At 59.1% G+C, this 25,780-nt stretch carries 20 protein-coding genes, 1 pseudogene and 1 riboswitch; of the genes and pseudogenes, 17 read left to right on the top strand and 4 right to left on the bottom strand.

Annotated elements, in window-relative coordinates; translation table 11 throughout:
- Nucleotides 1–2: 2 nt before the first annotated feature.
- From PQR63_RS12330 to thiE, 9 genes are all read left to right on the top strand, one after another.
- Nucleotides 3–842 (top strand): transketolase, encoded by an 840-nt coding sequence (locus tag PQR63_RS12330; protein ID WP_408168172.1) that lies wholly within the window; start codon nt 3–5, stop codon nt 840–842.
- Complete coding sequence (locus PQR63_RS12325) at nt 839–1,876, top strand: transketolase family protein (protein WP_408168171.1); 1,038 nt, start codon at nt 839–841, stop codon at nt 1,874–1,876. The genes PQR63_RS12330 and PQR63_RS12325 overlap by 4 nt, the downstream gene beginning before the upstream one ends.
- An 88-nt stretch (nt 1,877–1,964) precedes the next feature.
- Nucleotides 1,965–3,005: a TRAP transporter substrate-binding protein gene (locus tag PQR63_RS12320; protein ID WP_408168170.1), complete on the top strand. Its 1,041-nt coding sequence runs from the start codon at nt 1,965–1,967 to the stop codon at nt 3,003–3,005.
- Complete coding sequence (locus PQR63_RS12315) at nt 3,005–4,867, top strand: TRAP transporter large permease (RefSeq protein WP_408168333.1); 1,863 nt, start codon at nt 3,005–3,007, stop codon at nt 4,865–4,867. Before PQR63_RS12320 ends, PQR63_RS12315 begins: the two co-directional genes overlap by 1 nt.
- 86 nt (nt 4,868–4,953) lie before the next feature.
- Nucleotides 4,954–5,058: riboswitch (TPP riboswitch) on the top strand.
- Nucleotides 5,059–5,146: 88 nt separating this feature from the next.
- A complete protein-coding gene (gene thiC / locus PQR63_RS12310; RefSeq protein ID WP_408168169.1) occupies nt 5,147–7,060 on the top strand; it encodes a phosphomethylpyrimidine synthase ThiC in 1,914 nt (637 codons plus the stop codon).
- Between the two features lie 17 nt (nt 7,061–7,077).
- The gene (gene thiS, locus PQR63_RS12305; RefSeq protein ID WP_050478970.1) at nt 7,078–7,278 is read left to right on the top strand and encodes a sulfur carrier protein ThiS; all 201 of its coding nucleotides are present in this window, start codon (nt 7,078–7,080) and stop codon (nt 7,276–7,278) included.
- A gap of 455 nt (nt 7,279–7,733) precedes the next feature.
- Complete coding sequence (locus PQR63_RS12300) at nt 7,734–8,543, top strand: thiazole synthase (protein ID WP_408168168.1); 810 nt, start codon at nt 7,734–7,736, stop codon at nt 8,541–8,543.
- Nucleotides 8,544–8,557: 14 nt separating this feature from the next.
- Entirely contained in the window at nt 8,558–9,388 is an 831-nt protein-coding gene (gene thiD / locus PQR63_RS12295) for a bifunctional hydroxymethylpyrimidine kinase/phosphomethylpyrimidine kinase (protein ID WP_408168167.1), read from the top strand.
- Nucleotides 9,385–10,017 carry a thiamine phosphate synthase gene (gene thiE / locus PQR63_RS12290; RefSeq protein ID WP_408168166.1) on the top strand — a complete coding sequence of 211 codons (633 nt, stop codon included), beginning with the start codon at nt 9,385–9,387 and terminating at the stop codon, nt 10,015–10,017. Before thiD ends, thiE begins: the two co-directional genes overlap by 4 nt.
- Nucleotides 10,018–10,108: 91 nt before the next feature.
- On the opposite strand, the gene PQR63_RS12285 is transcribed toward thiE, so the two are convergent.
- Both PQR63_RS12285 and PQR63_RS12280 read right to left on the bottom strand, forming a co-directional pair.
- Complete coding sequence (locus tag PQR63_RS12285; protein WP_094565564.1) at nt 10,109–10,597, bottom strand: Dps family protein; 489 nt, start codon at nt 10,595–10,597, stop codon at nt 10,109–10,111.
- A 208-nt stretch (nt 10,598–10,805) separates the two neighbouring features.
- Nucleotides 10,806–12,047: an MFS transporter gene (locus PQR63_RS12280; protein WP_408168165.1), complete on the bottom strand. Its 1,242-nt coding sequence runs from the start codon at nt 12,045–12,047 to the stop codon at nt 10,806–10,808.
- Nucleotides 12,048–12,222: 175 nt separating this feature from the next.
- On the opposite strand from PQR63_RS12280, the gene PQR63_RS12275 reads away from it, so the two are divergent.
- The gene (locus PQR63_RS12275) at nt 12,223–14,520 is read left to right on the top strand and encodes a UvrD-helicase domain-containing protein (protein WP_408168164.1); all 2,298 of its coding nucleotides are present in this window, start codon (nt 12,223–12,225) and stop codon (nt 14,518–14,520) included.
- 808 nt (nt 14,521–15,328) lie between these two features.
- Here the strand turns inward: PQR63_RS12275 and PQR63_RS12270 are convergent.
- Both PQR63_RS12270 and PQR63_RS12265 read right to left on the bottom strand, forming a co-directional pair.
- Nucleotides 15,329–16,231, bottom strand: a complete 903-nt coding sequence (locus PQR63_RS12270; protein WP_408168163.1) for a carbohydrate kinase family protein — start codon at nt 16,229–16,231, stop codon at nt 15,329–15,331.
- 61 nt (nt 16,232–16,292) lie between these two features.
- Nucleotides 16,293–17,261, bottom strand: coding sequence for a sugar-binding transcriptional regulator (locus PQR63_RS12265; protein ID WP_408168162.1), 969 nt, complete (start codon nt 17,259–17,261; stop codon nt 16,293–16,295).
- Nucleotides 17,262–17,586: 325 nt separating this feature from the next.
- Between PQR63_RS12265 and PQR63_RS12260 the strand changes: the two genes are divergently transcribed.
- The 7 genes and pseudogenes from PQR63_RS12260 (at nt 17,587) to xylB (ending at nt 25,757) form a co-directional block, all read left to right on the top strand.
- Nucleotides 17,587–18,876, top strand: a complete 1,290-nt coding sequence (locus PQR63_RS12260) for an ABC transporter substrate-binding protein (protein ID WP_408168331.1) — start codon at nt 17,587–17,589, stop codon at nt 18,874–18,876.
- A gap of 116 nt (nt 18,877–18,992) precedes the next feature.
- Complete coding sequence (locus tag PQR63_RS12255; protein ID WP_408168161.1) at nt 18,993–19,961, top strand: carbohydrate ABC transporter permease; 969 nt, start codon at nt 18,993–18,995, stop codon at nt 19,959–19,961.
- 29 nt (nt 19,962–19,990) lie between these two features.
- Nucleotides 19,991–20,773, top strand: a pseudogene (locus tag PQR63_RS12250) (carbohydrate ABC transporter permease); the annotation flags it as partial.
- An 11-nt stretch (nt 20,774–20,784) separates the two neighbouring features.
- Nucleotides 20,785–21,480: an HAD family hydrolase gene (locus tag PQR63_RS12245; protein WP_408168160.1), complete on the top strand. Its 696-nt coding sequence runs from the start codon at nt 20,785–20,787 to the stop codon at nt 21,478–21,480.
- A gap of 123 nt (nt 21,481–21,603) precedes the next feature.
- Entirely contained in the window at nt 21,604–22,716 is a 1,113-nt protein-coding gene (locus tag PQR63_RS12240) for an ABC transporter ATP-binding protein (RefSeq protein ID WP_408168159.1), read from the top strand.
- Between the two features lie 72 nt (nt 22,717–22,788).
- Nucleotides 22,789–24,201: a D-arabinitol 4-dehydrogenase gene (dalD, locus tag PQR63_RS12235; RefSeq protein WP_408168158.1), complete on the top strand. Its 1,413-nt coding sequence runs from the start codon at nt 22,789–22,791 to the stop codon at nt 24,199–24,201.
- Nucleotides 24,202–24,278: 77 nt separating this feature from the next.
- A complete protein-coding gene (xylB, locus tag PQR63_RS12230) occupies nt 24,279–25,757 on the top strand; it encodes a xylulokinase (protein ID WP_408168157.1) in 1,479 nt (492 codons plus the stop codon).
- Nucleotides 25,758–25,780 lie beyond the last annotated feature (23 nt).

Here is a 25,780-nt window from a genome sequence, read left to right as displayed (position 1 = left end):
CGATGACTACCAAGGAACAAAACTTCACCCTCGCAGAGCGCGCCTATCGCATCCGCAAGAAAGCGCTGCGCATGGGCGAGGTGCAGGGGCAGGGCTACATCGCCCAGGCGCTGGGCATTTCCGACGTGCTGGCGGTAGCGTATTTCCGCGCGCTGCGCTACAAGCCGGACGATCCGCATTGGGAAGAGCGCGACCGCTTCCTGCTGTCGATCGGTCACTACGCGATTGCCTTGTATTCAGTGCTGATTGAAGCCGGCGTGCTGCCGGAAGAAGAGCTGGAAACCTACGGCGGCGACGACAGCCGTTTGCCGATGTCTGGCATGGCGGCATATACGCCCGGCATGGAAATCACCGGCGGCTCGCTCGGCCAGGGACTGACGGTTGCAGTCGGCATGTCGCTCGGCCTCAAGCGCAAGAAGTCCTCCTCCTTCGTCTATAACCTGCTGTCGGACGGCGAACTCGATGAGGGCGCGACGTGGGAAGCAGCCATGTCCGCCGCGCACTGGAAGTTGGGCAATCTGATTGCGATTGTCGACGTCAACAACCAGCAGGCCGACGGCCCGTCAACCAGCGTGCTCAACTTCGAACCGCTGGCCGACAAGTGGCAAGCTTTCGGCTGGTACGTGCAGCGCGTCGACGGCAACAACCTGAAAGAAGTCGTGGCGGCCTTTGATCGTGCACGCGTGCTGGCGGAAGACAAGCCGCGCGTGATCATCTGCGACACCAAGATGTGCAAGGGCGTGCCTTTCCTCGAAGGGCGCGAAAAGAACCACTTTATCCGTGTCGATCCTGAAGAATGGCAACTGGCGCTCGATACGCTTTATGTCGGGAGCGAAGCATGAATCAGGTCATGAAAGACAAACAAACAGCCGAAGCAAAAAGCGATGTTCCGGCCAAACCACGACTGACCACCTCGGCGATGATCGCCTCGCTGGCGGCCGAGGGACAGGCAACGCGCCCGGCGCCGTTCGGCCATGCGCTGGCGGAGCTGGCCAATGTGCGCACCGACATTGTCGGCATGACCGCCGATCTGGCCAAGTACACCGACTTGCACATCTTCGCCAAGGAGCATCCGGAGCGCTTCTACGAAATGGGCATGGCCGAGCAATTGCTCATGGGTGCCGCCGCCGGCATGGCGCGCGAAGGCATGGTGCCGTTCGCGACCACTTATGCGGTGTTTGCGTCGCGCCGTGCTTACGACTTCATCTGCATGGCGATTGCCGAGGAAAGCCTCAACGTCAAGATCGTCGCCGCGCTGCCGGGACTCACCACCGGTTACGGCCCCAGCCATCAGGCCACTGACGACCTGGCGATTTTCCGTGCCATGCCCAACCTGACTATCGTCGATCCTTGCGACGCGCTGGATATCGAACAGGCGGTGCCGCAGATCGCAGAACATCAGGGGCCGGTCTACATGCGCCTGTTGCGCGGCAACGTACCGGCCGTGCTGGACGAATACAACTACAAGTTCGAACTGGGTAAGGCCAAGATGATCCGCGACGGCCGCGATGTGCTGATCATCTCCACGGGCCTGATGACCATGCGTGCGCTGGAAGCAGCCAAGCTGCTGCAAAAGGACAGCGTCGACGTCGGTGTGCTGCACGTGCCGACCATCAAGCCGCTCGACGAAGACGCTATCCGCAAGGAAGCGGCGCGCAGCGGCCGCATGGTCATCGTCGCAGAAAACCACTCCGTCGTCGGCGGTCTGGGCGAGGCCGTAGCGGGCGTACTGATGCGCGCCAACGTGCGGCCGTCGGCCTTCCGCCAGATCGGCTTGCCGGACGCCTTCCTCGACGCCGGCGCTTTGCCGACCTTGCATGACCGCTACGGTATTTCCGCGGCAGTGATGTCGGCCAACATCAAGTCGTGGCTGTAAGCACTAAGCGCTGAAAAAGGAAACAAGACAGGAAAAACAGGAACGACCGCATGCAATAACAAGTAAAACCAAAATCAAGGAGACAGACATGACCAAGGACGCACTCACGCAGAGCGGGATCACTCGCCGCAAGCTCTTGACCTACGGCGTCGTCGGCGCAACCCTGCCGATGTCGGCATGGATTACCAAATACGCCCACGCTGCTGAATTCAACTACAAGTTCGCCACCGGACAAGATCCGACCCATCCGGTCAACAAGCGTGCGCAAGACGCCATCACGCGCATCAAGGAAGCCACCAACGGTCGCGTGGATATCAAGCTGTTTCCGGCAAATCAGCTCGGTTCCGACACGGACTTGCTGGCACAGGTGCGCAACGGCGGCGTCGAATTCTTCAACATCGCCGCCTCTATCCTGGCAACACTGGTGCCGGCGGCGGGCATCGTCAACACCGGCTTCGCTTTCTCCAACTACGATGAAGTGTGGAAGGCGATGGACGGCGATCTCGGCAAATACATCTTCAGCCAGATCGACAAGGTCGGCGTCATGAGCATGTCGCGCAGCTGGAACAACGGCTTCCGCCAGATCACTTCCGGCGTCAAACCGATCCGCACACCGGACGATCTGCGCGGCATGAAATTGCGCGTGCCGGCGGCGCCTATTCTGACTTCACTGTTTCAGTCGCTGGGCGCCGGGCCGACGCCGATCAACTTCAACGAGGTGTATTCGTCACTGCAAACCAAGCTGGTCGAAGGGCAGGAAAATCCACTGCCCATTATCGCCACCGCACGCCTGTACGAAGTGCAAAAATATTGCAGCATGACCAGCCACGTGTGGGATGCGTATCTGGTGCTGGGCAACAAACGCGCCTTTCAGAAACTGCCGGCGGACGTGCAGGCAATCGTGCTGCACGAGTTCGACAAGGCGGCGCTGGATCAGCGTGCCGATATCGCCAAGCTCAACGACTCCTTGCGTCAGGAGCTGACCGGCAAAGGCCTGCAATTCATCGACGTCGACAAGAACGCCTTTCGCGATGCCTTGCGCAAGACCACGTTCTATAAAGACTGGAAAGCCAAGTTCGGTGAACAGGGCTGGCATCTGCTGCAGCAATATTCCGGAGAGCTTGCATGATGGCCGCCGGCCATCACATCGAGACCATGCCGCGCGCCAGTCTGGGTTTGACGCACCTGGACCGTGCGCTGGGCATGCTCATCGAAATTCCGGCCGCCATCGCTGTGGTGGCGGAAGTAGCGATTTTGCTGACCAGCGTGTTTTCGCGCTTCGTGCTGCATCAGCCGCTGGTGTGGGCGGATGAACTGGCGTCGACCGTGTTCCTGTGGCTGGCAATGTTCGGCGCGGCGGTGGCCTTGCGGCGCGGCGAGCACATGCGCATGACGGCGCTGATCGGCAAATTGTCGCCGGTCTGGCGCGCGCGTATCGAAGCCATCGCGGTCGGTACGCCATGCCTTTTCATCGCCATGCTGTTGCTGCCTGCAGTCGAGTACGCACAGAACGAATGGGTGGTGGAAACGCCCGCGCTGGGGGTACCCGGCACCCTACGCGAAGCGGCGCTGGCGGTCGGCTGCGTGCTGATGCTGTGCGTATCCGGTTTGCGTCTGGCGCGCCATGGCTGGCGCGATCTGGGTTTCGTCGCGCTGGTGCTGGCGGCGATTGCAGCGGCCTTGTACTTGGGTGGCAGCAACCTGCAAGCCATGGGCAACTGGAACCTGGCGTTCTTTTTCATCCTGTTGCTTGGAGCGGGCGTGCTGGCCGGCGTGCCAATTGCGTTCTGTTTCGGACTGGTCACGATTGCTTATTTATTGTGCACCACGTCGACGCCGCTGGAAGTCGTGCCGGGCCGTGTCAACGAAGGCATGAGTTCGCTGATTTTGCTGGCGGTGCCGCTGTTCATCCTGCTCGGGCAATTGATTGAAATGACGCAGATGGCGAAGGCCATGGTGGCTTTTCTGGCATCGCTGCTGGGGCATGTGCGGGGTGGGTTGTCTTACGTATTGCTGGGCGCAATCATGCTGGTATCGGGCATCTCCGGCGCCAAGACGGCCGACATGGCGGCGGTGGCACCGGTGCTGTTTCCCGAGATGAAGAAGCGCGGCATGGAAGAGGGTGAACTGGTGTCCTTGCTGGCTGCATCCGGCGCAATGGCCGAGACGATTCCGCCGTCGCTGGTGCTGATCACCATCGGTTCCGTCACCGGCGTATCGATTGCGGCACTGTTCACCGGCGGCTTGTTGCCGGGCATCGTGCTGGCGGTTGCGCTGGCGATCCTTGCGCGTCAGCGCATCTCGGAAAGCAATCTCAAAGACGTCAAGCGCGCATCGCTGCAAGTCGTGCTGCGAACCTTTGTCGTCGCGCTGCCGGCGCTGGCGATTCCCGTGCTGATCCGCACGGCGGTGGTGGAAGGTGTGGCGACGGCGACTGAAGTCTCGACCATCGGCATCGCCTACACGATCGTGGTGGGGATCCTCGTCTACCGCCGCTTCGACGTGAAGCGCCTGTATCCGATGCTGGTCGAAACCGCTTCGCTGTCGGGCGCGATCCTGTTCATCATCGGCACCGCAACTTGCATGGCGTGGGCGCTGACCCAGTCGGGCTTCTCGCATGATCTGGCGCACATCATGTCGCTGATGCCGGGCGGACGCTGGGGTTTCCTGCTGATTTCCATCGTCACCTTCATCGTGCTGGGCAGCGTGCTGGAAGGGATTCCGGCGATGGTGCTGTTCGGGCCGCTGCTGTTTCCGATCGCCAGGCAACTCGGCGTGCATGAGGTGCATTACGCGATGGTGGTGATCCTGGCGATGGGCATTGGTTTGTTCGCGCCACCGTTCGGATTGGGCTATTACAGCGCCTGCACCATCGGCCGCGTCAGCCCGGATGCAGGCATGCGCAAGATCTGGCCTTACCTCGGTGCGCTGCTTGCCGGGCTGCTGATTGTTGCCGCAGTGCCATGGATCTCTATAGGATTTCTCTCATGACAACTAGTCGAAATTTGTGATGTCACGGGCCGGATTATGGGTGTAGAATCCGGCCCACGACGTTTGAAACTGAACGAAGTAAGAGAAACAAATGCTAGGGGTCCTGAATGCCAAAGTACGGCAAACGGGTGAGAAATACCCTTGAACCTGATCTGGGTAATGCCAGCGAAGGGAAGCTGCCGGACCGGCGCATGGACCATTTTTATCACCTCCATCGCCATCTCTCCGTATCCTCCTTTGCTGGCTCCAAGCCAAGTAATTTCAAGCAAAGGAGCCAAAATGAACGCCAATCCAAAATTCCTCTCCGCTACCGCCACGGTAGACGAAGCGGCAGTCCAGCCTTTACCGAATTCCCGCAAGATCTACGTCACCGGTTCGCGCCCTGATATCCGCGTGCCGATGCGCGAGATCAGCCAGTCCGATACGCCGGCGATGTTCGGCTCGGAAAAAAATCCGCCGATCTATGTCTACGACACTTCCGGTCCCTACACCGATCCGGACGCTAAGATCGACATCCGCAACGGCCTGTCGACGCCGCGTCTGCCGTGGATTCTGGAGCGCAACGACACCGACGAACTCGATGGTCCCACTTCCGAATACGGCCAGCAGCGTTTGAACGATCCGGCGCTCGCCGAACTGCGCTTCAACCTGCATCGCAAGCCGCGCCGCGCCAAAGCCGGCGGCAATGTATCCCAGATGCACTACGCGCGCAAAGGCATCATCACGCCCGAGATGGAATACATCGCCATCCGCGAAAACCTGCGCCGCCAGGAATACCTGGAGCAACTGAAGGCTTCCGGCCCGATGGGCAACAAGCTGGCCGATTTGATGGGCCGCCAGCATCCGGGCCAGTCCTTCGGCGCCTCGATCCCCGCGACCATTACGCCGGAATTCGTACGCGACGAAGTTGCCCGCGGCCGCGCCATCATCCCCGCCAACATCAACCATCCGGAAGTCGAACCGATGATCATCGGCCGCAACTTCCTGGTGAAGATCAACGCCAATATCGGCAACTCGGCTGTGACCTCCTCCATCGGTGAAGAAGTCGAGAAGATGACCTGGGCCATCCGCTGGGGCGGCGACAACGTCATGGACCTGTCGACCGGCAAGAACATCCACGAAACGCGCGAATGGATCATCCGCAATTCGCCGGTGCCGATCGGCACCGTGCCGATCTATCAGGCGCTGGAAAAGGTCAACGGTAAGGCCGAAGACCTGACCTGGGAAATCTTCCGTGACACGCTGATCGAGCAGGCCGAGCAAGGCGTCGACTACTTCACCATCCACGCCGGCGTGCGTCTGCAATACGTGCCTCTGACTGCCAAACGCATGACAGGCATCGTCTCGCGCGGTGGTTCCATCATGGCGAAATGGTGTCTGGCGCATCACAAGGAATCTTTCTTGTATGAGCACTTTGAAGACATCTGCGAAATCATGAAGGCCTACGACGTCAGCTTCAGCCTCGGCGACGGCTTGCGTCCCGGTTCGATCTATGACGCCAATGATGAAGCGCAACTGGGCGAGCTGAAGACCTTGGGCGAGCTGACCACGATCGCGTGGAAGCACGACGTGCAAGTCATGATCGAAGGCCCCGGCCACGTGCCGATGCACCTCATCAAGGAAAACATGGACCTGCAACTGGAGCAGTGCCACGAAGCGCCGTTCTACACGCTGGGCCCTTTGACCACCGACATCGCACCGGGCTACGACCACATCACTTCCGGCATCGGCGCTGCGCAGATCGGCTGGTACGGCACCGCGATGCTGTGCTACGTCACACCGAAAGAGCATCTGGGCTTGCCGAACAAGGTCGACGTCAAGGACGGCATCATCACCTACAAGATCGCAGCGCACGCGGCCGATCTGGCCAAGGGCCATCCGGGCGCACAGATCCGCGACAACGCGTTGTCGAAGGCGCGCTTCGAATTCCGCTGGGAAGACCAGTTCAACATCGGCCTCGATCCCGACAAGGCGCGCGAATTCCATGACGAAACCTTGCCCAAGGATTCGGCCAAGGTGGCGCATTTCTGCTCGATGTGCGGCCCGCATTTCTGCTCGATGAAGATCACGCAGGAAGTGCGCGATTACGCCGCCAAGGAAGGTATTTCGGAAATCGCTGCCTTGAAGCAGGGCATGGAAGTGAAGTCGGTGGAGTTCGTGAAGATGGGCGCCGAGATTTATTCCAAGACCTGATTGTTGCGGTGAATGCGATGCAGATTGAATTGAATGGCAAGCCGCATGCCATCGCTGACGGGGCGGATCTGGTGCAGCTGATTGCTGCGCTGGAGCTGACCGGGAAGGCGGTGGCGGTGGCGGTTAACCGGCAGGTGGTGCCGTCGCAGTTGTGGGCGGGGCGGGTGCTGGTTGAGGCGGATCGGGTGGATGTTGTGAGGGCTATCGGCGGGGGGTGATTTCTGCACCCCGTCGCCCTTACTGACGACGCTTTGTGTTTTGTTCCGACTTGGTTTTTGCGTAGCTGAGGTCGTTCTCTCTTCGGACTGCCGGGGTTGCCGGGGGCGGCCCGGCAGCCGCTCACTTTCTTTGCTTCGCCAAAGAAAGTAAGCAAAGAAAGGCGACCGCGCTTCGCTGCCCCTACGGGGTTCCCGTTGGTGCCGCACACAAATCGGGAAGGGAAAACAACTCGCTGCGCTCAGACATTTTTCCCTTCTTTTTCCGATTTGTGCACGTCACCAACGGCAGCTCTCATGCGGACTTCTTGTCCGGCTCGCTTCGCCTCGCCGAGGAAACTCGCCTTCGGCATCGTGGTTTCTGCGGAAGCTATTAGTCCGTCGTCCCAGCGAACGCTGGGATCCAGCGTCGTTTGCAACGGTTTGCCACAGCGCGCAAACGCTTGAAAGGATTTGAAATGAATATGAACGATACGCCCGCGCTGACTGCAGATGCGGGTTTGACGATTGCAGGAAAAACCTACAACTCGCGCCTGCTGGTCGGCAGCGGCAAGTACAAGGATCTCAACGAAACCCGCGAGGCCACCGAGGCCAGCGGCGCCGATATCATCACCGTGGCGATTCGCCGTGTGAACATCGGCCAGGATCCGAACGCGCCCAATCTGCTCGACGTGGTGCCGCCTTCGCGTTACACCATCCTGCCGAATACGGCAGGTTGCTACAACGCCGAAGATGCGGTCTACACCCTGCAACTGGCGCGTGAATTGCTCAACGGTCACAAGCTGGTCAAGCTGGAAGTGCTGGGCGACGAGAAGACACTGTTCCCGAACATGCCCGAGACCTTGAAGGCTGCCGAGACGCTGGTCAAGGATGGCTTTGATGTCATGGTCTATTGCAGTGACGATCCTATCCAGGCGCGCATGTTGGAAGATCTCGGCGTGGTCGCGGTGATGCCGCTGGCGTCGCTGATCGGATCCGGCATGGGCATTCTGAATCCGTGGAATTTGTCGCTGATCATCGAGCAGTCGAAGATTCCGGTGCTGGTCGACGCCGGCGTCGGTACGGCTTCCGATGCGGCGATTGCGATGGAGCTTGGCTGTGACGGCGTGCTGATGAATACCGCCATCGCCGGCGCACGCGATCCGATTCGTATGGCGCGGGCAATGAAGCTGGCGGTGGAAGCCGGTCGCGAGGCTTTCCTCGCCGGGCGTATTCCAAAACGTTTCGCTGCGTCGCCGTCGTCGCCGATGGCCGGACGCGTCATTTAAGCCGGTTGGACCCTATGTCTTCCTATCGTTCGTCACCGCCGTGCGTGCTGGTGTTCTCTGGCTCCGATCCGAGCGGGGGTGCCGGCATGCAGGCGGATATTCCGGCCATCAGTGCGCTTGGTTGCCACCCGCTGTCGGTGCCGACTGCGCTGACGGTGCAGGATAACGTCAGCGTGTTCGCGGTGCATCCGCTCGATGCCGAGCTGATTCGTCATCAGGCGCAGGTGCTGATCGATCGTTTCGACATCCGTGCCGTCAAGCTCGGCATTGCCGGCAATCGCCGCAATGCCGAGACGATTGCGGATTTGATTGTGCAGTTGCGTGCGCGTCAGCCGGACTTGCCGGTGGTGTTCGACCCCGTGCTGGCCAACGGCAAGGGCGATCAGTTGTCGACCGACGATGCGGCGCTGGCGATCGAGTCTTTGTATGCGGTTGCAACCGTCATCACGCCCAATCTCAACGAAGCCAACCGGCTATGCGGCAGCGAACATGCGCCCGAACAGCAGGCCGCGATCCTGATGCAGCGTGGTTGCGAGCATGTGTTGCTCAAGGGGGGGCATGGTCCGCAACAGCAGGATGTGGTCAATCGCTGGTTCGGCCCTGCAGGGGCGTTTGCATCGTGGAGCTGGTCGCGCTTGCCGGACGAGTTTCATGGCAGCGGCTGCACCTTGGCGGCGGCCTTATCGGCACAGTTGGCGCGAGGCCTTGGGATGCGCGCTGCTATCGAAGCGGCACAGCAATATTGCCAGTACGCGCTGGAAACGTCCTATGCGATTGCCGCCGGGCAGCGCATTCCCAATCGCGTGCCCTTGTACGACAAATACATTGCAGGAGAACAGAAATGAGTGAAGCCAAACAATGGTCCTTGCGCGGCCTGTATATCGTCACGCCCGATTGGGACGATACCAACAAGCTGGTCAATGCTACCGAGCAGGCAATCAAGGGCGGCGCGACGCTGGTGCAATACCGCCACAAGACTGCCGACGCAGTATTACGCAAAGAGCAGGCGAGTGCGCTGCTGCAAGTCTGCCGTCGTTACAACACACCGTTCGTCATCAACGACTACGTCGACCTCTGTATCGAACTTGATGCGGAAGGCATTCACGTCGGCGGCACCGATGCCTCTGTGGCGGAGGTGCGCGCACAGGTCGGCAAGGACAAGATCGTTGGTGCGTCATGCTACGGCACCTTGCAATTGGCGCGTGATGCGCATGCGGCCGGTGCGACCTATGTGGCGTTCGGCGGTTTCTATCCGTCGCGCGTGAAAAAATATGAATTCAAGACCGCGCCGGAAATCGTCGCCGAGTCGAAGAAGGAGATTCCGTTGCCGGTAGTCGTTATTGGCGGCATGACGCAAGAGAACTGCCTGCCGCTGATTGCGCAGGGCACCGACATGGTGGCGGCCATCAGCAGCGTCTATATGGCTGAACAGGATGCTCAGTCCGCAGCCCGCCGTTTTTCCGACTTGTTCTGAGCACCTTCGGAAATGAAAAATGCCGCTGCATCGTCACGATGTCAGCGGCATTTTTTTCGCGCTGTTTTTTACGCGATCAAGGTGAGGCGGATCAGCCTTCCAGCAAGCTGCGCAGCATCCACGCATTCTTTTCATGCAATTGCATGCGCTGTGTCAGCAAGTCGGCAGTCGGTTCATCAGCCGCAGCATCCACAGCCGGGAACATCGAACGTGCAGTACGGGTGACGGCTTCCTGTCCGGCCACCAATTGACGGATCATTTCTTCTGCGGCAGGGACGCCATCCGCTTCAGGGATGGAAGACAGCTTGGCGAAATCCTTGTACGAACCCGGTGCCGGATAGCCCAGTGCACGAATACGTTCTGCGATCAGATCCACAGCCAGCGCCAGTTCGTTGTACTGACCTTCGAACATCAGGTGCAGCGTGTTGAACATCGGACCGGTGACGTTCCAGTGGAAGTTGTGTGTCTTCAGGTAGAGCGTATAAGTATCGGCCAGCAGTTTGCTGAGGCCGTCTGCAATTTTTTTGCGATCTTTGTCGTTGATGCCGATGTTGATCGCTGCCACGTTTTTCTTTGCCATTGTTTTGCTCCTTGGTGTGATGGAATGCAACGTTGCGATTCTATGCCAAAACCGCGACCCCATGAATAGAGAGCCTGACAAAATGCCGCTTGCGGCGTTACGCCTCCTAGCCGTACGCAGTACTGTCTTCGTCGGCGCGCCTTGCCATCGGCATTTTGTCAGGCTCTCTAGCACTTGGGGATGATTGACTCCATCACAAGGAGTTAGTTTAAGTTGTCTTTTCTGTAATCTGCGCGCGGCGATACAGCGACAAAGTCAATGCCACCGCGCACAGCGCACCGATGGCGGCGAAGAGGAAGACTTCTTCGTAACCGAACTGGCCCACGATCAGCCCGGCCAGCGGGCCGGTGATGCCCAGCGCCAGATCGAGGAAGACCGAATACGCTCCTAGCGCCGCGCCGCGATTGGGCGCCGGCACCAGGCCGACAGCTTCCACACCCAGTGACGGGAATACCAATGCAAAGCCGAAGCCGGCCAACGCCGCACCGACCATGGCGACTTCCGCCGAACCTGCCAGCCACAGGATGCTGAGGCCCACGGCTTCGACGGCAAAAGAAGCGATGGCGACCTTGAAGCCGCCGAAGCGGTTGATCGAATTGGCGAACAGCAGGCGCGAGCCGATGAAAAATCCACCGAACAGCGTCAGCGAGAACGCCGCATTGGACCAGTTATGGCTGGCGTAATACAGCGTGATGAAAGTGGCAATCGCGCCGAAGCCGACCGTGCCCAGCGCCAGGCCGATGCCGTAAGGCAGCACGCGATTGAGCACCAGGCGGAAGGCCAGGCGTTCACCGCGCACCACCGGCACCGCAGGACGACGGCGCGCAATCAGGTAGCCGATCAGCGGCAGCGCCAGCGCGATGAAGCCGATGGAAGAAAATCCGGCCACATGCTGCAAGGCCACACCCAACGGTGCGCCGATGGCCAGTGCACCGTAGGTGGCGATGCCGTTCCACGAGATCATGCGTGCGGTATGGGTGGCACCGATGCGGCCGATGCCCCAGATGATGGAGCCGGTGCCGGCCAGGCTTTCACCGATACCGAGGCAGAAGCGGCTGACCAGAATCATGGACAGGCTCAGCCAAGGCAGTTCCGACGACCAGGCGGCCAGCACGAGGAAGACACCGCTGGCGACGCAGGCCAGCATGCCGCGCATGACGGTTTTCTTGGGGCCGACGGTGTCGACCATGCGGCCGGCTTGCGCACGGGTGATAAAGGTGGACAGGTATTGCACGCTGATGGACAGACCGGCGATGAAGGAGCTGTAGCCCAGATCCAGATGCACATAGCCCGGCAAGACCGCCAGCGGGATGCCTATGGTCATATAGGCAAGAAAAGTGAACAACACCGTCGACAGGATCTGGACGATGACTGCGGATTGCGCAGGGGTAGCGTCAGGCGCTGCTTCAGGTGCGGCGACAGGAGTGGAACGTAGAGCTTCTTCGGACATGATAGGGAGTAAGAGAGGGCAACCGGCCTCAATGCCATGTTGCAGTGCAGAATTTTACTCTTGTTGCCGCAAACCTGCTGGCAGCGCGGGATTTGGTCTGGTTCGGCGAATTTTTCGATGGAAGAATCAAGGGTGATGGCGCGCTGAGGATGACGCACCCACGTATAATCGCAGGATGCAAAATCTTCTCCACAATCTCAACGCCGAGCAGCTCGCCGCCGTCACTCTTCCCGCACAATCCGCTTTGATTCTGGCCGGCGCCGGATCAGGCAAGACGCGTGTATTGACGACCCGCATTGCATGGCTGATCCAGACCGGGCAAGTGTCGCCGTCGGGCATCCTCGCGGTGACCTTCACCAACAAGGCTGCTAAGGAAATGCTCACGCGCCTGTCGGCAATGATGCCGATCAATACGCGCGGCATGTGGATCGGTACCTTCCACGGCTTGTGTAATCGCCTGCTGCGCGCGCATCACCGTGACGCAGCCTTGCCGCAGACTTTTCAGATTCTCGATTCGCAGGATCAGTTGTCCGCCATCAAGCGCCTGCTCAAGCAGATGAACGTGGACGACGAGAAGTATCCACCGCGCAACCTGATGTATTTCATCAACGGCGCCAAGGATCAGGGGCTGCGCGCCAAAGATGTAGAAGCGCATGATGATTACAATCGAAAGTTCGTCGAGCTGTACGACCTCTACGATCAGCAATGCCAGCGCGAAGGCGTGGTCGATTTTGCCGAACTGCTGCTGCGCACGTATGAGCTGCTGTCGCGCAACCAGCCGCTGCGCGAGCATTACCAGCGCCGTTTCCGCCACGTGCTGGTGGACGAGTTTCAGGATACCAACGACTTGCAATATAAATGGCTCAAGCTGATGTCTGGCCAGGGGCAGGTCGATAGCGGCGCCGTGTTTGCAGTGGGCGACGACGACCAGAGCATCTATGCATTCCGCGGCGCCAACGTCGGCAACATGACGGCCTTCGAGCGCGAGTTTCGCGTGCAGAATCTGATCAAGCTGGAGCAAAACTACCGCTCGCACGGTCACATCCTCGACGCCGCCAACATCCTGATCGCCAACAACAGCAAGCGTCTCGGCAAGAATCTGCGTACCGACGCCGGTCATGGCGAACAAGTGCGCATCTTCGAATCCAGCAGCGACCTGCAGGAAGCGCAATGGATTATCGAGCAGGTCAAGAACCTCATTGCCGAAGGCTGGTCGCGTAGCGAGATCGCCTTGCTGTATCGCTCCAATGCGCAGTCGCGCGTGCTGGAACATGCCTTGTTTTCGTCGGCAATTCCTTACCGCGTGTACGGTGGCCAGCGCTTCTTCGAGCGCGCTGAAATCAAGCATGCGATCGCTTATTTGCAGTTGATGGACAATCTGCACAACGATTCCGCTTTCCTGCGCGTGGTCAACTTCCCGACCCGCGGCATCGGCGCCAAGGCGCTGGAGCAATTGCAAGACGCCGCGCGTCAGTACAACTGCTCGCTGTACGCGGCCGTACCGTATGTTGCCGGCAAGGCTGGTTCTTCCTTGAACGGCTTCATCAAGCTGATCGAAGGCGCGCGTTTTGAAACGCAGAATCTGCCGCTGCAGGAAATGGTGCAGGTAGTGCTCGACGCCAGCGGCCTGATCACGCATTACCAGAACGAAAAAGAAGGCGCCGACCGTATCGAAAACCTGGAGCAGCTCGTCAGTGCTGCGACCCTGTTTGTGTCGGAAGAAGGCTATGGCCTGGATGCGCCTGCCTTCCTCGGTCCGCAGGCGCAAGCCGTTGCGGGGACATCCATTACCACCGCCGACGGCATTGAGATCATTGACGCCGATGCCTCGCTGACGACGATCATGTCGCCGCTGTCGGCTTTCCTCTCGCATGCTTCGCTGGAAGCCGGCGACAACCAGGCGCAGGCCGGACAGGATGCCTTGCAACTGATGACGGTGCATTCGGCCAAGGGCTTGGAGTTTGATGCGGTGTTCATCACCGGTCTGGAAGAAGGCTTGTTCCCGCATGAGAACAGCGCCAAGGAAGAGGGCGGCGTGGAAGAAGAACGACGCCTGATGTACGTCGCGATTACGCGTGCACGCAAGCGCTTGTACATGAGCTTTTCTCAGACCCGCATGTTGCATGGCCAGACGCGCTACAACATGCGCTCACGCTTCTTTGATGAGCTGCCGGATGAGTCGATCAAGTGGTTGTCGCCGAAGATTCAGCAGCAACAGCATAGCTGGTTCGCTCAGCCAAAATCGGCCTGGGATGCGGCGCCTGAATCAGGAAATAACAAGATTGCGCAGAATTTCAGCCGGCCGGATTCGGGGTGGCGGATTGGGCAGAATGTGGCGCATGCCAAGTTTGGTGAGGGTGTGATTGTCAATATTGAGGGCGGCGGCGGGAGTACGCGGGCGCATATCAACTTTGGTAAGTTTGGGATGAAGTTGTTGGATTTGAGTGTGGCTAAGTTGGAGAAGCTTGGCTGATTTTGTTCCGACTTTGCTTATGTTGGTAGCTTGGATTTTTCTTTCTTCGGACGACCGTGCCGGGGGTAGCCCGGCGGCTACTCACTTTTCTTGCTTCGCCAAGAAAAGTAAGCAAAAGAAGGCGACCGCTAGGTCGTAGCCCCTTCGGGGTTCCCGGCGCCAGCGGGTGAAAATCGGGAAGGGAAAACAACTCGCTGCGCTCAGACATTTTTCCCTTCTTAATCCGATTTTCACCCACTGACACCGGCTACTCTCAAGCGGACTTCGAGACGGGCTCGCTGCGCATCGCCCTGGTTGGCTCGCCTTCGGCATCGTGGTGTCAAGTACAGGGGACGCCACAAATTTCATTTCTATCTTTTAATATCGTCGTCCCAGCGAACGCTGGGATCCAGTGACGTTTGCGCTTACTCATCCGTCTTCACGACTCTTGGTTCCAACTTTCGTTGGAACGACAGAGTAAGCAAATAAGGCCAAAGAAAAAAACATCGCAGTACCCTGGCGATGCGAAGCGAGCCCGTCTCGAAGTCCGCTTGAGAGTAGCCGGTGACGGCAGGTGCAAATCGGAAAAAGAAGGGAAAAATGTCTGAGCACAGCGAGTTGTTTTCCCTTCCCGATTTGTGCCTGACGGCGCTGGGGACCCCGAAGGGGCTACGACCTAGCGGTCGCTTCTTTGGCTTACTTTTCTTGGCGAGACAAGAAAAGTGAGTAGCCGCCGGGCTACCCCCGGCAAAGGTTGATCGAAGAAAGAACAAGATCAGTTACCTAAAAGCTGGTCGGAACAAAATAAAATAAAAACAAGCCATCGCGCTCAGCGATTAACTAATTCCTGCACCTCACCCCAAGTCGCCGCATAAGCCCCCGCCCGCGCCGCCGACAACGCAGCCGCCGCGGCAGCACACTGCAAATGCTGAATCACCGGCGCATCCGTCTGCCGTAAAATGCTGGCAATCCAGCCGCCCATGGACGCATCGCCACAACCCACGGTATCAATCACCTCAACCCGATAAGCCGGCTGATCGATCACGCTCTCTCCCTTGATCCACGACAGTCCGTTTGCGCCACGTGTGAACAGGATTTCGGCTTGCGGCGCCAGGGCCTTCAGCGTTGCTATCGGCTGCGCATCGCCAGGGAACAGCTTCTCCAGATCTTCATCCGACACCTTCACGTAATGCGACAGCGCCAACAGCTTGCGCATCAAGACGTGATAATCGGGTTGATCCATCAGCTTGCGCCAGTTGGGATCGAAGGCGATGCGTTTGCCGCGCTGAGCCCCTTCGGTGGCAATCGCCAGCAGACGCGACGCCAGCGGTTCGCGCGTCAGGCTGATGCAGCCGAAGTGCAAGACGCGCGCGTCGTCCATCCAGCCTGCAGGCAATTTGGCCGGATCAAAATGCAGGTCGGCACTATCGTCACCGACGAAGAAATAATTCGGCGGCGTAGTTGACGTCACCATCGCCAGCAACGGCGATTTGTCGACTTGCTGCAGGTAGCGCATGTCGAGTCCGGCTTCTTGCGTGAGCACACGCAATTCCTCGCCAAAGACGTCGCTGCTGATACTGCCGGCATAACCGGTCGCGACACCGAGGCGTGCACCGACGCGGGCAACGTTCCAGCAGGCGCCGCCGGGCAGGGCGCGCCATTCGCCGCCGGGCTGGCGAATGAAATCGGTCAGGGCTTCGCCGAAGACGACGAATTCGATGGGGTGGGGCATGGATGTCTCCGCGTTGCTAATGTGCTGATTTTGAAAATTCTTGATGTGACTGCGTTAAAACTCAATCGTCATGCAACGCAAATTGCGCGCAATATTCGTCCGTCACCAGACCGGTCAGCCAGCCGCCGCGCAAGGCGCCGCGTACGGCTTCGGCCTTCTTGCGGCCGCCTGCCATGGCGATCACCGGTTTGTTCGGTGGCGTACTCAGCGGCGGGGTGGTGATGCGTGCCGCCAGTGGTGAAATCAGCATTTTTCCTTTTGCATCGAAGGCGTGGCAAATCAACTCGCCGACCGCACCCTGCTGCTGCAATTGCGCCACTTCGTCGTCGTCGATAAAGCCGTCTTCATGCATCGCGCCTTGCAGGGCAATAGTGCCGATGCCGAGGAAGGTGACGTCGGCCTTTTGCGCCAGGCCGGTGACGATCTGATAGGCGCGGTGATTGCACCATTGCTTGCGATCAGCTTCGCTCTCGGCGACGCGTGGCGCGGGCAGCAGATAGAAGCGGCTTTGCATTTTTTCCGCCGCCAGCAGGGCGACGTCGTAGCGATTGGCGGAGCCGTCCGAGGCGAAGGCGCCGATCATGGAGACGATCTGGTGCTGCGGTCTCTCCATTTCGCTGATTTTTTCGATGGCGGCTTTCAGCGTACGGCCGGAGCCGACGTTGACGATCAACGGCGCTTCCTGGCGCAGATATTGTTCCATCAGCTCGGCACCGGCCACAGCGAGCATTTGCTGCGTGCCTTGCGCATCATCCCCGGCGGGTTCGTCAGCAACGGCGCTCGGCACCACGCGGCACACTTCCAGGCCGTAACGCTGCTGCAGGCCCTGCGCCAATTCCAGGCAAGACGAAATCGGATGCGTGATCTGCACCTTCACCAGATTCGATGCGCTGGCATAGGCCACCATGCGTTGCGCCATCTGGCGCGAAATGCCGAGACGTTCCGCGATCTCGTTCTGCGTATTGCCGGCGACGTAGTACATCCACGCGGCGCGCGCCGCCAGATCGAGTTTGGATGAGCTGGATGACATCGATTTTCCTTGTGATGAACCTGCTGTCGTCCCCTCCACGCAATGACATGGTTGACAGTTCAGGCGATCCGGCATTGTACGGAGTTGGCCGACGACATCGCATTATTATCAAAATTGAATATTTGCTCAAGAAAAATGCAAATGCTTGACTTTCAATGGCCAATGTTTGATTATTTGCTCGCAAACAGATTTTTTGCTCAATAACTACATCGAGGCAAAGACGGTCCTTTTCGGACGTTCTTCAGCCCGCACACAATTGGAGACAAGCATGAAACTTCGCGCCCCTGTTGCACGTGTTAGTACAGGCATTGCTGCCGCTATCGCAATGCTCGGTTCAGTCGGCATCGCCGGCATGGCATCCGCCGAGCCGGTCACACTAAACATCGCATCCATCAACAACCCCGACATGATCGAGCTGCAAAAGCTGTCGCCGCAGTTCGAAAAAGCCAATCCCGACATCAAGCTGCGCTGGGTCACGATGGAAGAGAGCGTTCTACGCCAGCGTCTGACCACCGATATCGCCACCAACAGCGGCCAGTTCGACCTGATGACCATCGGTGCGTATGAAGCGCCGATCTGGGCCAAGAAAGGCTGGCTGGCGCCGATGATCGGCCTGCCTGCCGACTACGACGAAGCCGATCTGATCAAGACCGTGCGTGAAGGCCTGACGACTGACGGCAAGCTGTATGCGCTGCCGTTCTATGCGGAAAGCTCGATGACTTATTACCGCAAGGATCTGTTCGCACAAAAGAATCTGAAGATGCCTGAGAAGCCGACCTGGGAAGAAATCGGCAAGCTGGCATCGCAACTGCATGATCCCGCCAAGGGCGTCTATGGCATCTGCTTGCGCGGCCGCGCCGGCTGGGGTGAAAACATGGCGCTGGTCGGCACCATGGTCAATGCCTACGGTGGCCGCTGGTTCGATGAAAAATGGCAGCCGCAGCTTGATACGCCGGAATGGAAGCAGGCCGTCAATTTCTACGTCGACCTGATGCGCAAATCCGGTCCGCCGGGCGCCAGCTCCAACGGCTTCAATGAAAACCTCGTGCTGTTCTCGGGCGGCAAATGCGGCATGTGGGTAGATGCGACCGTCGCTGCCGGCATGCTGTATCACGGCAAGGATTCCAAGGTGTCGGACAAGACTGCGTTTGCACCGGCGCCGATGGCAACCACCGACAAGGGTTCGCATTGGCTGTGGATCTGGTCGCTGGCAGTGCCGAAATCTTCCAAGTCGCCAGAAGCCGCCAAGAAGTTTGCGGCCTGGGCCACCTCCAAGGATTACATCAAACTGGTCGCCAAGGACAGCGGCTGGGCATTGGTGCCGCCGGGTACACGTACATCGACCTACGCTTCGGCTGATTACAAAAAGTCGTCGCCGTTTTCCGACTTCGTACTCGATGCAATCCAGAATGCCGACGCCAACAATCCGACGGTGAAACCGGTACCTTATACCGGCATCCAGTTCGCCACGATTCCGGAGTTCCAATCCATCGGCACGATTACCGGGCAAGCTATTGCCGGTGCGCTGGCGGGCAAGGGCACTGCGGATGCGGCGCTGAAGACGGCGCAGGCGCAAACGGTGCGCATGATGAAGCAAGGTCGCTACATCAAGTAATGCCGACTTGCTGCGCTTGCCCGGCTTGATGCCGGGCGGCGCATGAAACCGTTTAACCGAATTCAGCCGGATTATCGTCAAGATGCCGGCCCGAACCTGATTGCATCGAGGCCGCCATGTCGTCGATATCGAATACTTCTCCAATGCCTCCTGAAGCCAGCGCTTCACCTTCATCCACCCAAAAATCCCGTCGCGGAAAGCGCACGGGCGGCGAGCGTTTCCTGCCGATCCGTCTGCTGCAGACGCCGGCCGTGGCCTTGCTGTTCCTGTGGATGATCGTGCCGCTGGCGATGACGGTGTACTTCTCGTTCAATCGCTACAACCTGATGGCACCTGACCAGACCGGCTTCGTCGGTTTGGAGAACTACCAGTTCTTGCTGGAAGATCCCGCCTTCTGGCCATCCATCGCCAACACCGCGTTGCTGATCGGGGCGGTGCTGGGCATCAGTGTCATCGGCGGTACCTTGCTAGCGGTGTTGTTCGATCAGCCGTTTCGCGGACGCGGTATCGCACGCCTGCTGGTGATCGGCCCCTTCTTTGTGATGCCGACCGTCGCCGCGCTGATCTGGAAGAACATGATCATGCATCCGGTCTACGGCATGCTGGCCTTCGTCATGCGTCACCTCGGCATGGAACCGATCGACTGGCTGGCTGAATATCCGATGCTGTCGGTGATCATCATCGTGTCGTGGCAGTGGATACCGTTCGCTTTCCTGATTCTGCTGACTGCCTTGCAATCGCTCGACGGCGACCAGAAAGAAGCTGCGCAGCTGGATGGCGCCGGGCCGATCCGTATCTTTTTCTATATCGTGTTGCCGCATCTCAAGCGCGCGATCACCGTGGTCATCATGATCGAGACCATTTTCCTGTTGTCGGTATTTGCTGAAATTTTTACCACCACGGCAGGCGGCCCCGGTACGGAAACCACGAATCTGACTTACCTCGTGTACTCCATCGGCTTGCAGCAATTCGATATCGGCATCGCCTCGGCCGGCGGCATCTTCGCGGTCGTGCTGGCGAACATCGTGTCGTTCTTCCTGGTGCGCATGCTGGCGAAGAATCTGAAGGGAGCGAACGAAAAATGAACGATACAAAAAAGAGCCCGCTTTGGGTGGGGCTGTTGGCATGGACTTGCGCCATCGTGCTGTTCTTTCCGATTTTCTGGGTTGCCGTCACGGCGTTCAAGACGGAGCATCAGGCCTATATGCCGAGCCTGATCTTCATGCCGACGCTTGATACCTTTCGCGAAGTTTTCGAGCGCAGCAACTATCTGTCCTTCGTCAAGAATTCCATGATCGTGTCGCTGGGATCGACCTTTCTGGCGTTGCTGATTGCGGTGCCGGCGGCCTATTCCATGGCGTTCTTCCCGACCGGGCGCACGCAAAAATTGTTGCTGTGGATGCTGTCGACCAAGATGATGCCGGCTGTCGGTGTGCTGGTGCCGATCTATCTGTTGGCAAAGAACAGTGGCATGCTTGATTCGGTGACCGGACTGACCCTGATCTACACGTTGATCAACCTGCCGATTGCGGTGTGGATGGCGTTCACTTACTTCAACGATGTGCCGAAAGAGATCCTCGAAGCTGCACGCATCGACGGTGCCAACGCCTGGCAAGAAATGATCTATCTATTGCTGCCGACCGCCATGCCGGGGCTCGCCTCGACGGCCTTGCTGCTCATCATCCTGTCGTGGAATGAAGCCTTCTGGAGTCTCAACCTGACCAGCGTCGATGCCGCACCACTGACGGTCTTCATCGCCTCGTATTCCAATCCGGAAGGCTTGTTCTGGGCCAAGCTGTCGGCAGCATCGCTGCTGGCGATCGCTCCCATCATGGCGCTCGGCTGGCTGGCGCAGAAACAACTGGTGCGCGGCCTGACCTTCGGCGCCGTGAAGTAATGAAAGAACACATGACATCAAGAATCACGCATCTGGTGTGCGACTGCGACGGTGTACTGCTCGACAGTGAAAGCATCGCTTTGCGCGTGCTGCATGAGCACCTGCTGCCGCTGCTGAAAGATCCGGCAGACGGCGACAAGCTGCATCACGCGATTGCTTCCCGGCTCGGCATGTTCACCGAATTGCTGCTCGACGAACTGGATGTGGAGTTCGGCTTCGGCCTGAATGCTGTGCAATATGCCGATATCAATACTGCCGTCGGTATCGCCTGCGGCGACGAAGTGCAACTGGTGCCCGGCATTGCAGAAGCCTTGAAGGCAATCGACTTGCCCAAAGCCGTCGCCAGCAACAGCAGCAGCGATCGCATCGTGCGAGGTCTGCGCCGTTGCGGTTTGCTGAGCATGTTCGAGGGGCACATCCATAGCGCGCATGATGTCGGCCGTCCCAAGCCGGCGCCGCATGTTTATCTCGCAGCTGCCGAAGGCTACAAGATCGCACCGCAGCAGTGCGTCGCCGTCGACGACAGTGTCACCGGCGTACGCGCGGCCAGCAGTGCCGGCATGCGCGTACTGGGCTTTACCGGCGTGGCGCACGATAAGGAGGGCATGCATCAGAAGCTGCTCGCGGCCGGCGCCGAACTGGTGTTCGACGACATGCGTGAGTTGCCGGCGTTGATTACTGGACTGCTGGCAGAAGACGCCGCCTGAACAAATCGCCTGGACAAGCCGCAGCAACCTTCATACAAAACATCGTCGCCATCGTAATCGTTGGTATTTACTGGCAGTCATCGCGACGAGATCATTGAGACACAGAGAAACAAGGAGACTTCCATGGCAGCCGTCACCATCCGTAACCTCGCCAAGCGCTACGACGACACTGAAGTCATGCGCGATATCAACCTCGACATCGACGATGGTGAGTTCGTCGTTTTTGTCGGTCCGTCCGGCTGTGGCAAGTCGACCTTGCTGCGCATGATTGCCGGTCTGGAGGACATCAGCGCCGGTGAACTCAACATCGGTGAGCGCCGCATGAACGACGTACCGGCATCCAAGCGCGGCATCGCCATGGTGTTTCAGTCTTATGCCCTGTATCCGCACATGACGCTGTACGACAACATGGCGTTCGGCCTCAAGATCGCCGGCAAGTCCAAGGGTGAGATCGATAGCGCCGTGCAGCACGCCGCCAAGATCCTGCACATCGATCATCTGCTCGATCGCAAGCCGCGCGCCTTGTCCGGCGGCCAGCGTCAACGCGTCGCCATCGGGCGTGCAATTACCCGCCAGCCAAGTGTATTTTTGTTCGACGAACCCTTGTCGAATCTCGATGCCGCCTTGCGCGTGAAGATGCGTCTGGAGTTCTCCAAGCTGCATGACGATCTGAAGACCACCATGATTTACGTTACGCACGATCAGATCGAAGCGATGACGCTGGCCGACAAGATCGTGGTGCTCTCGGCGGGACGTATTGAGCAGGTGGGGACGCCGCAGCAGTTGTATCACCATCCCGCCAATCGTTTCGTCGCGGGTTTCATCGGCTCACCGAAGATGAATTTCATTGACGGCGTGGTCGCCTCTCTGAGCGAAGCAGGCGTGCAAGTTCATTTGCCCGGCGGTGGACAGCAATTGGCCGCTGTCGAGGCCGGCACGCTGAAGGTCGGCGACAAGGTCACGCTGGGCATCCGTCCGGAACATTTACACATCGTCACCGACAAGCCCATGCTGCAGGCACACTTCGCAGCGATGGAATTACTGGGTGATTTTTCCTATCTGTACGCTGCCAGCGAAGCATCGGAAGAGTCTCTGATTCTGCGCGTGCCGGACAGCATGAAGATCGCTTCCGGCAGCGTGATCGATATTGGCGCCGACGCCGGCCGCTGCCACCTGTTCCGTCAGGATGGCAGTGCGGTACCGCGTCTTGAAGTGCATGCGGCTGCGGTGCATTGAAGCGCGGCTAGGGATGTGATTAATAGCGTACAAGCAGCACAGTAATTGAGTAACAAAGCAATAGAGGACAACATGACGAATCGCGATTCAAAAAACGACCTGGTCTGGCTGCATATCGGAGCCGGATCTTTTCACCGGGCGCATCAGGCCGTCTATTTGCACCGTCTGCGCGAGCGCGGCAATGATGAAGATCGCCGCTGGCAACTGGCATTGGCAAATATCCGTTCCGATATGGCGCCGCTGTTGCAAGAACTGCAAAAAAGTGAAGGTAGCTATACGCTCGAGACCGTGACTCCGCAGGGGCAGCGTGCTTATGAAACCATTCGTGCGATCCGCGATATCGTGCCTTGGGATGTACAGTTGAAGAGCCTGGTGAAAACCGGGGCCGCGCCGCGCACCCGTGTGATTTCCTTTACCGTCACCGAAGGCGGTTATTACCTGGATCATGTGCATCAGCTGGATGTGCATCAGCCTGATCTGGCCGCCGATCTCGCCGGCGATCGGCGCACGATCTATGGCGCCGTTACGGCAATATTGCAGGCGCGTCATAACGACAACGCGGGTGGCGTGACGCTGCTTAATTGCGATAATCTGCGCCACAACGGCGAACGTTTCTTCAGCGGTTTGCAGCAGTTCCTGGCGTTGCGTGGTCATCTGCAGTTGCTGGAATGGGTGCGCAACAATGTCACCAGCCCCAATTCCATGGTCGACCGTATCACGCCGCGTCCCACCGATGCCGTGCGTCAGCGCGTCAAGGAAGCAACCGGCATTGACGATCCCTCCGCATTGATGGCGGAGTCCTTCATTCAATGGGTGATCGAGGATGATTTCAAAGCCGGCCGCCCGGCGTTGGAAAAGGTCGGCGTGGAAATGGTCGCGTCGGTCTTGCCCTACGAAGAAGCCAAGATTCGCATCCTCAACGCCAGCCACAGCTGCATCGCCTGGGCAGGTACGCTGATCGGTCTCAACTATATTCATGAAGGCACTGCGCATGAAGACATTCATCGCATGGCCTACGACTACATCACGCAGGATGTCATTCCCAGTCTGACGCCCAGCCCGCTCGATTTGGAAGCTTATCGAGACACGACGCTGGCGCGTTTCGGCAATCCGGCGATTCAGGATACGAATCAGCGTGTGGCAGCGGATGGCTTCTCCAAGATCCCGGGCTTTATCCGTCCGACCATCAGCGACAGTTTGGCGCGTGGGCACCAGCCGCGCGCCACGGCGCAGCTGCCGGCCTTGTTTTTCATCTTCCTGCAGCGCTGGAAGCAGGGCGGTCTGAGTTACGAATATCAGGACGGCGTGTTTGATCCCGCAACGGTGCGCGCCATGCTGGACGCTGCCGATCCATTGCGTGCGTACTGCGCCGATGCGCTGCTGTGGGGCGAGTTGGCCGGCACCCCGCCGCTGGAGCGCCTGCTGCGCGAAGCGGTCGCCGATATCAATGCGTGGCTGGCGGCTTCGACTAAAATGTCCGCATAAATACCTGTTCGCCGAACTATCTATCTGATGAAGACTGAAGGCGGACAAGGACAAATGAGAATTCAACGAGGAGCACCATGTATCTGGGGATAGACCTTGGTACGTCGGAAGTCAAAGCGGTCGTCATCGATGCCGAAGGCAAGCTGCTGGCGCTGGCCGGCACGCCGCTGACGGTATCCCGTCCTCACCCGCGCTGGTCGGAGCAGGATCCGCAGCAATGGTGGCAAGCGACTTGCGACACCGTCGCCAAGCTGCGCGCGCAGATCGGGCCGGAACATTTCAAAAAGATCAGCGCAATCGGCTTGTCGGGGCAGATGCACGGTGCTGTGTTGCTGGATGCGCGCGACCGGGTGTTACGGCCGGCGATCTTGTGGAGCGATTCGCGCAGCACGGAAGAATGCGCCGAGCTGACACGGCGCGCTCCTGATTTGCATGAGGTGGCGGGCAATCTGGCGATGCCGGGGTTCACCGCGCCTAAACTGCTGTGGGTAGCGCGGCATGAACCGCAGCTGTTTGAGCAGGTAGCGTGCGTGCTGTTGCCCAAGGACTGGCTGCGTTTGCAAATGACGGGGCAAAAAATTTCTGATCCGTCCGACGCGGCCGGCACACTCTGGCTCGACGTGGCGCGGCGTGACTGGTCCGACGCCTTGCTCGCGGCCGGCGGCATGCATCGCGGGCAGATGCCTGCCTTGGTTGACGGCAGCCGCGCAGCGGGTTTTTTGCTACCGGCATTGGCGCAGGCATGGGGTTTGTCGCCGGAGGTCAAGGTGGCTGGTGGCGCCGGCGATGGTGCGGCGAGTGCGGTGGGTATTGGCGCCGTCAATGCGGGAGATGGTTTCCTTTCGCTTGGTACATCGGGCGTCCTGTTTGTGGTCAACGACAAATTTCGCCCCAATCCTGCACGTGCGATTCACGCGTTTTGCCATACCTTGCCGCAACGCTGGCATCAGATGAGCGTGATGTTGTCGGCGGCCAGCTGCTTGCGCTGGTTCTGCCGTTTGTGCAGCGTCGATGAAAAGACCCTGCTCGAAGAAGTCGCCTTGCTGGATGACGAAGCCTTGGCCAATGCACCTTTGTTTCTGCCGTATTTATCGGGCGAGCGTACGCCGCACAATGACCCGTATGCGCTTGGGATGTTTCATGGCCTGTCGCACGAGCATCAACGTGCCGCGTTGGCCTATGCGGTGCTGGAAGGCGTGAGCTTCGGCATGGTGGATGGCCTGGATGCCTTGCGTGCGGCCGGCACCGGCGTGCAGCAACTGTCGCTGGTCGGTGGCGGTGCGCGCAGTGCGTATTGGGCGCAACTGTTGAGTGACGCGCTCAATGTCCGCATTGTCACGCATGTCGGCAGCGAAGCCGGTGGCGCTTTGGGCGCAGCGCGTCTGGCATGGTTGGCTGATGGCGGCGAGGAAGAAGTGGTTTGCCGTAAGCCGCAGCAGCAGGACAGTTTTATACCACGAGCGTCGCGTCACGCTGCCCTGATGCCGCGCTTGCAGCGTTACCGCGATATCTACCGGCCTTGGCCGGCATTGCCATCAACTGAGACGGCGCAATAAAAAACGACTGGCGGCGATGTGTT

The organism is Herbaspirillum rhizosphaerae (genome assembly GCF_046025915.1).
Classification (GTDB): Bacteria; Pseudomonadota; Gammaproteobacteria; order Burkholderiales; family Burkholderiaceae_D; genus Herbaspirillum; species Herbaspirillum rhizosphaerae_A.
Note: the sequence above shows the minus strand (reverse complement) of the source record. Positions and strands in the feature narration are given on the sequence as shown.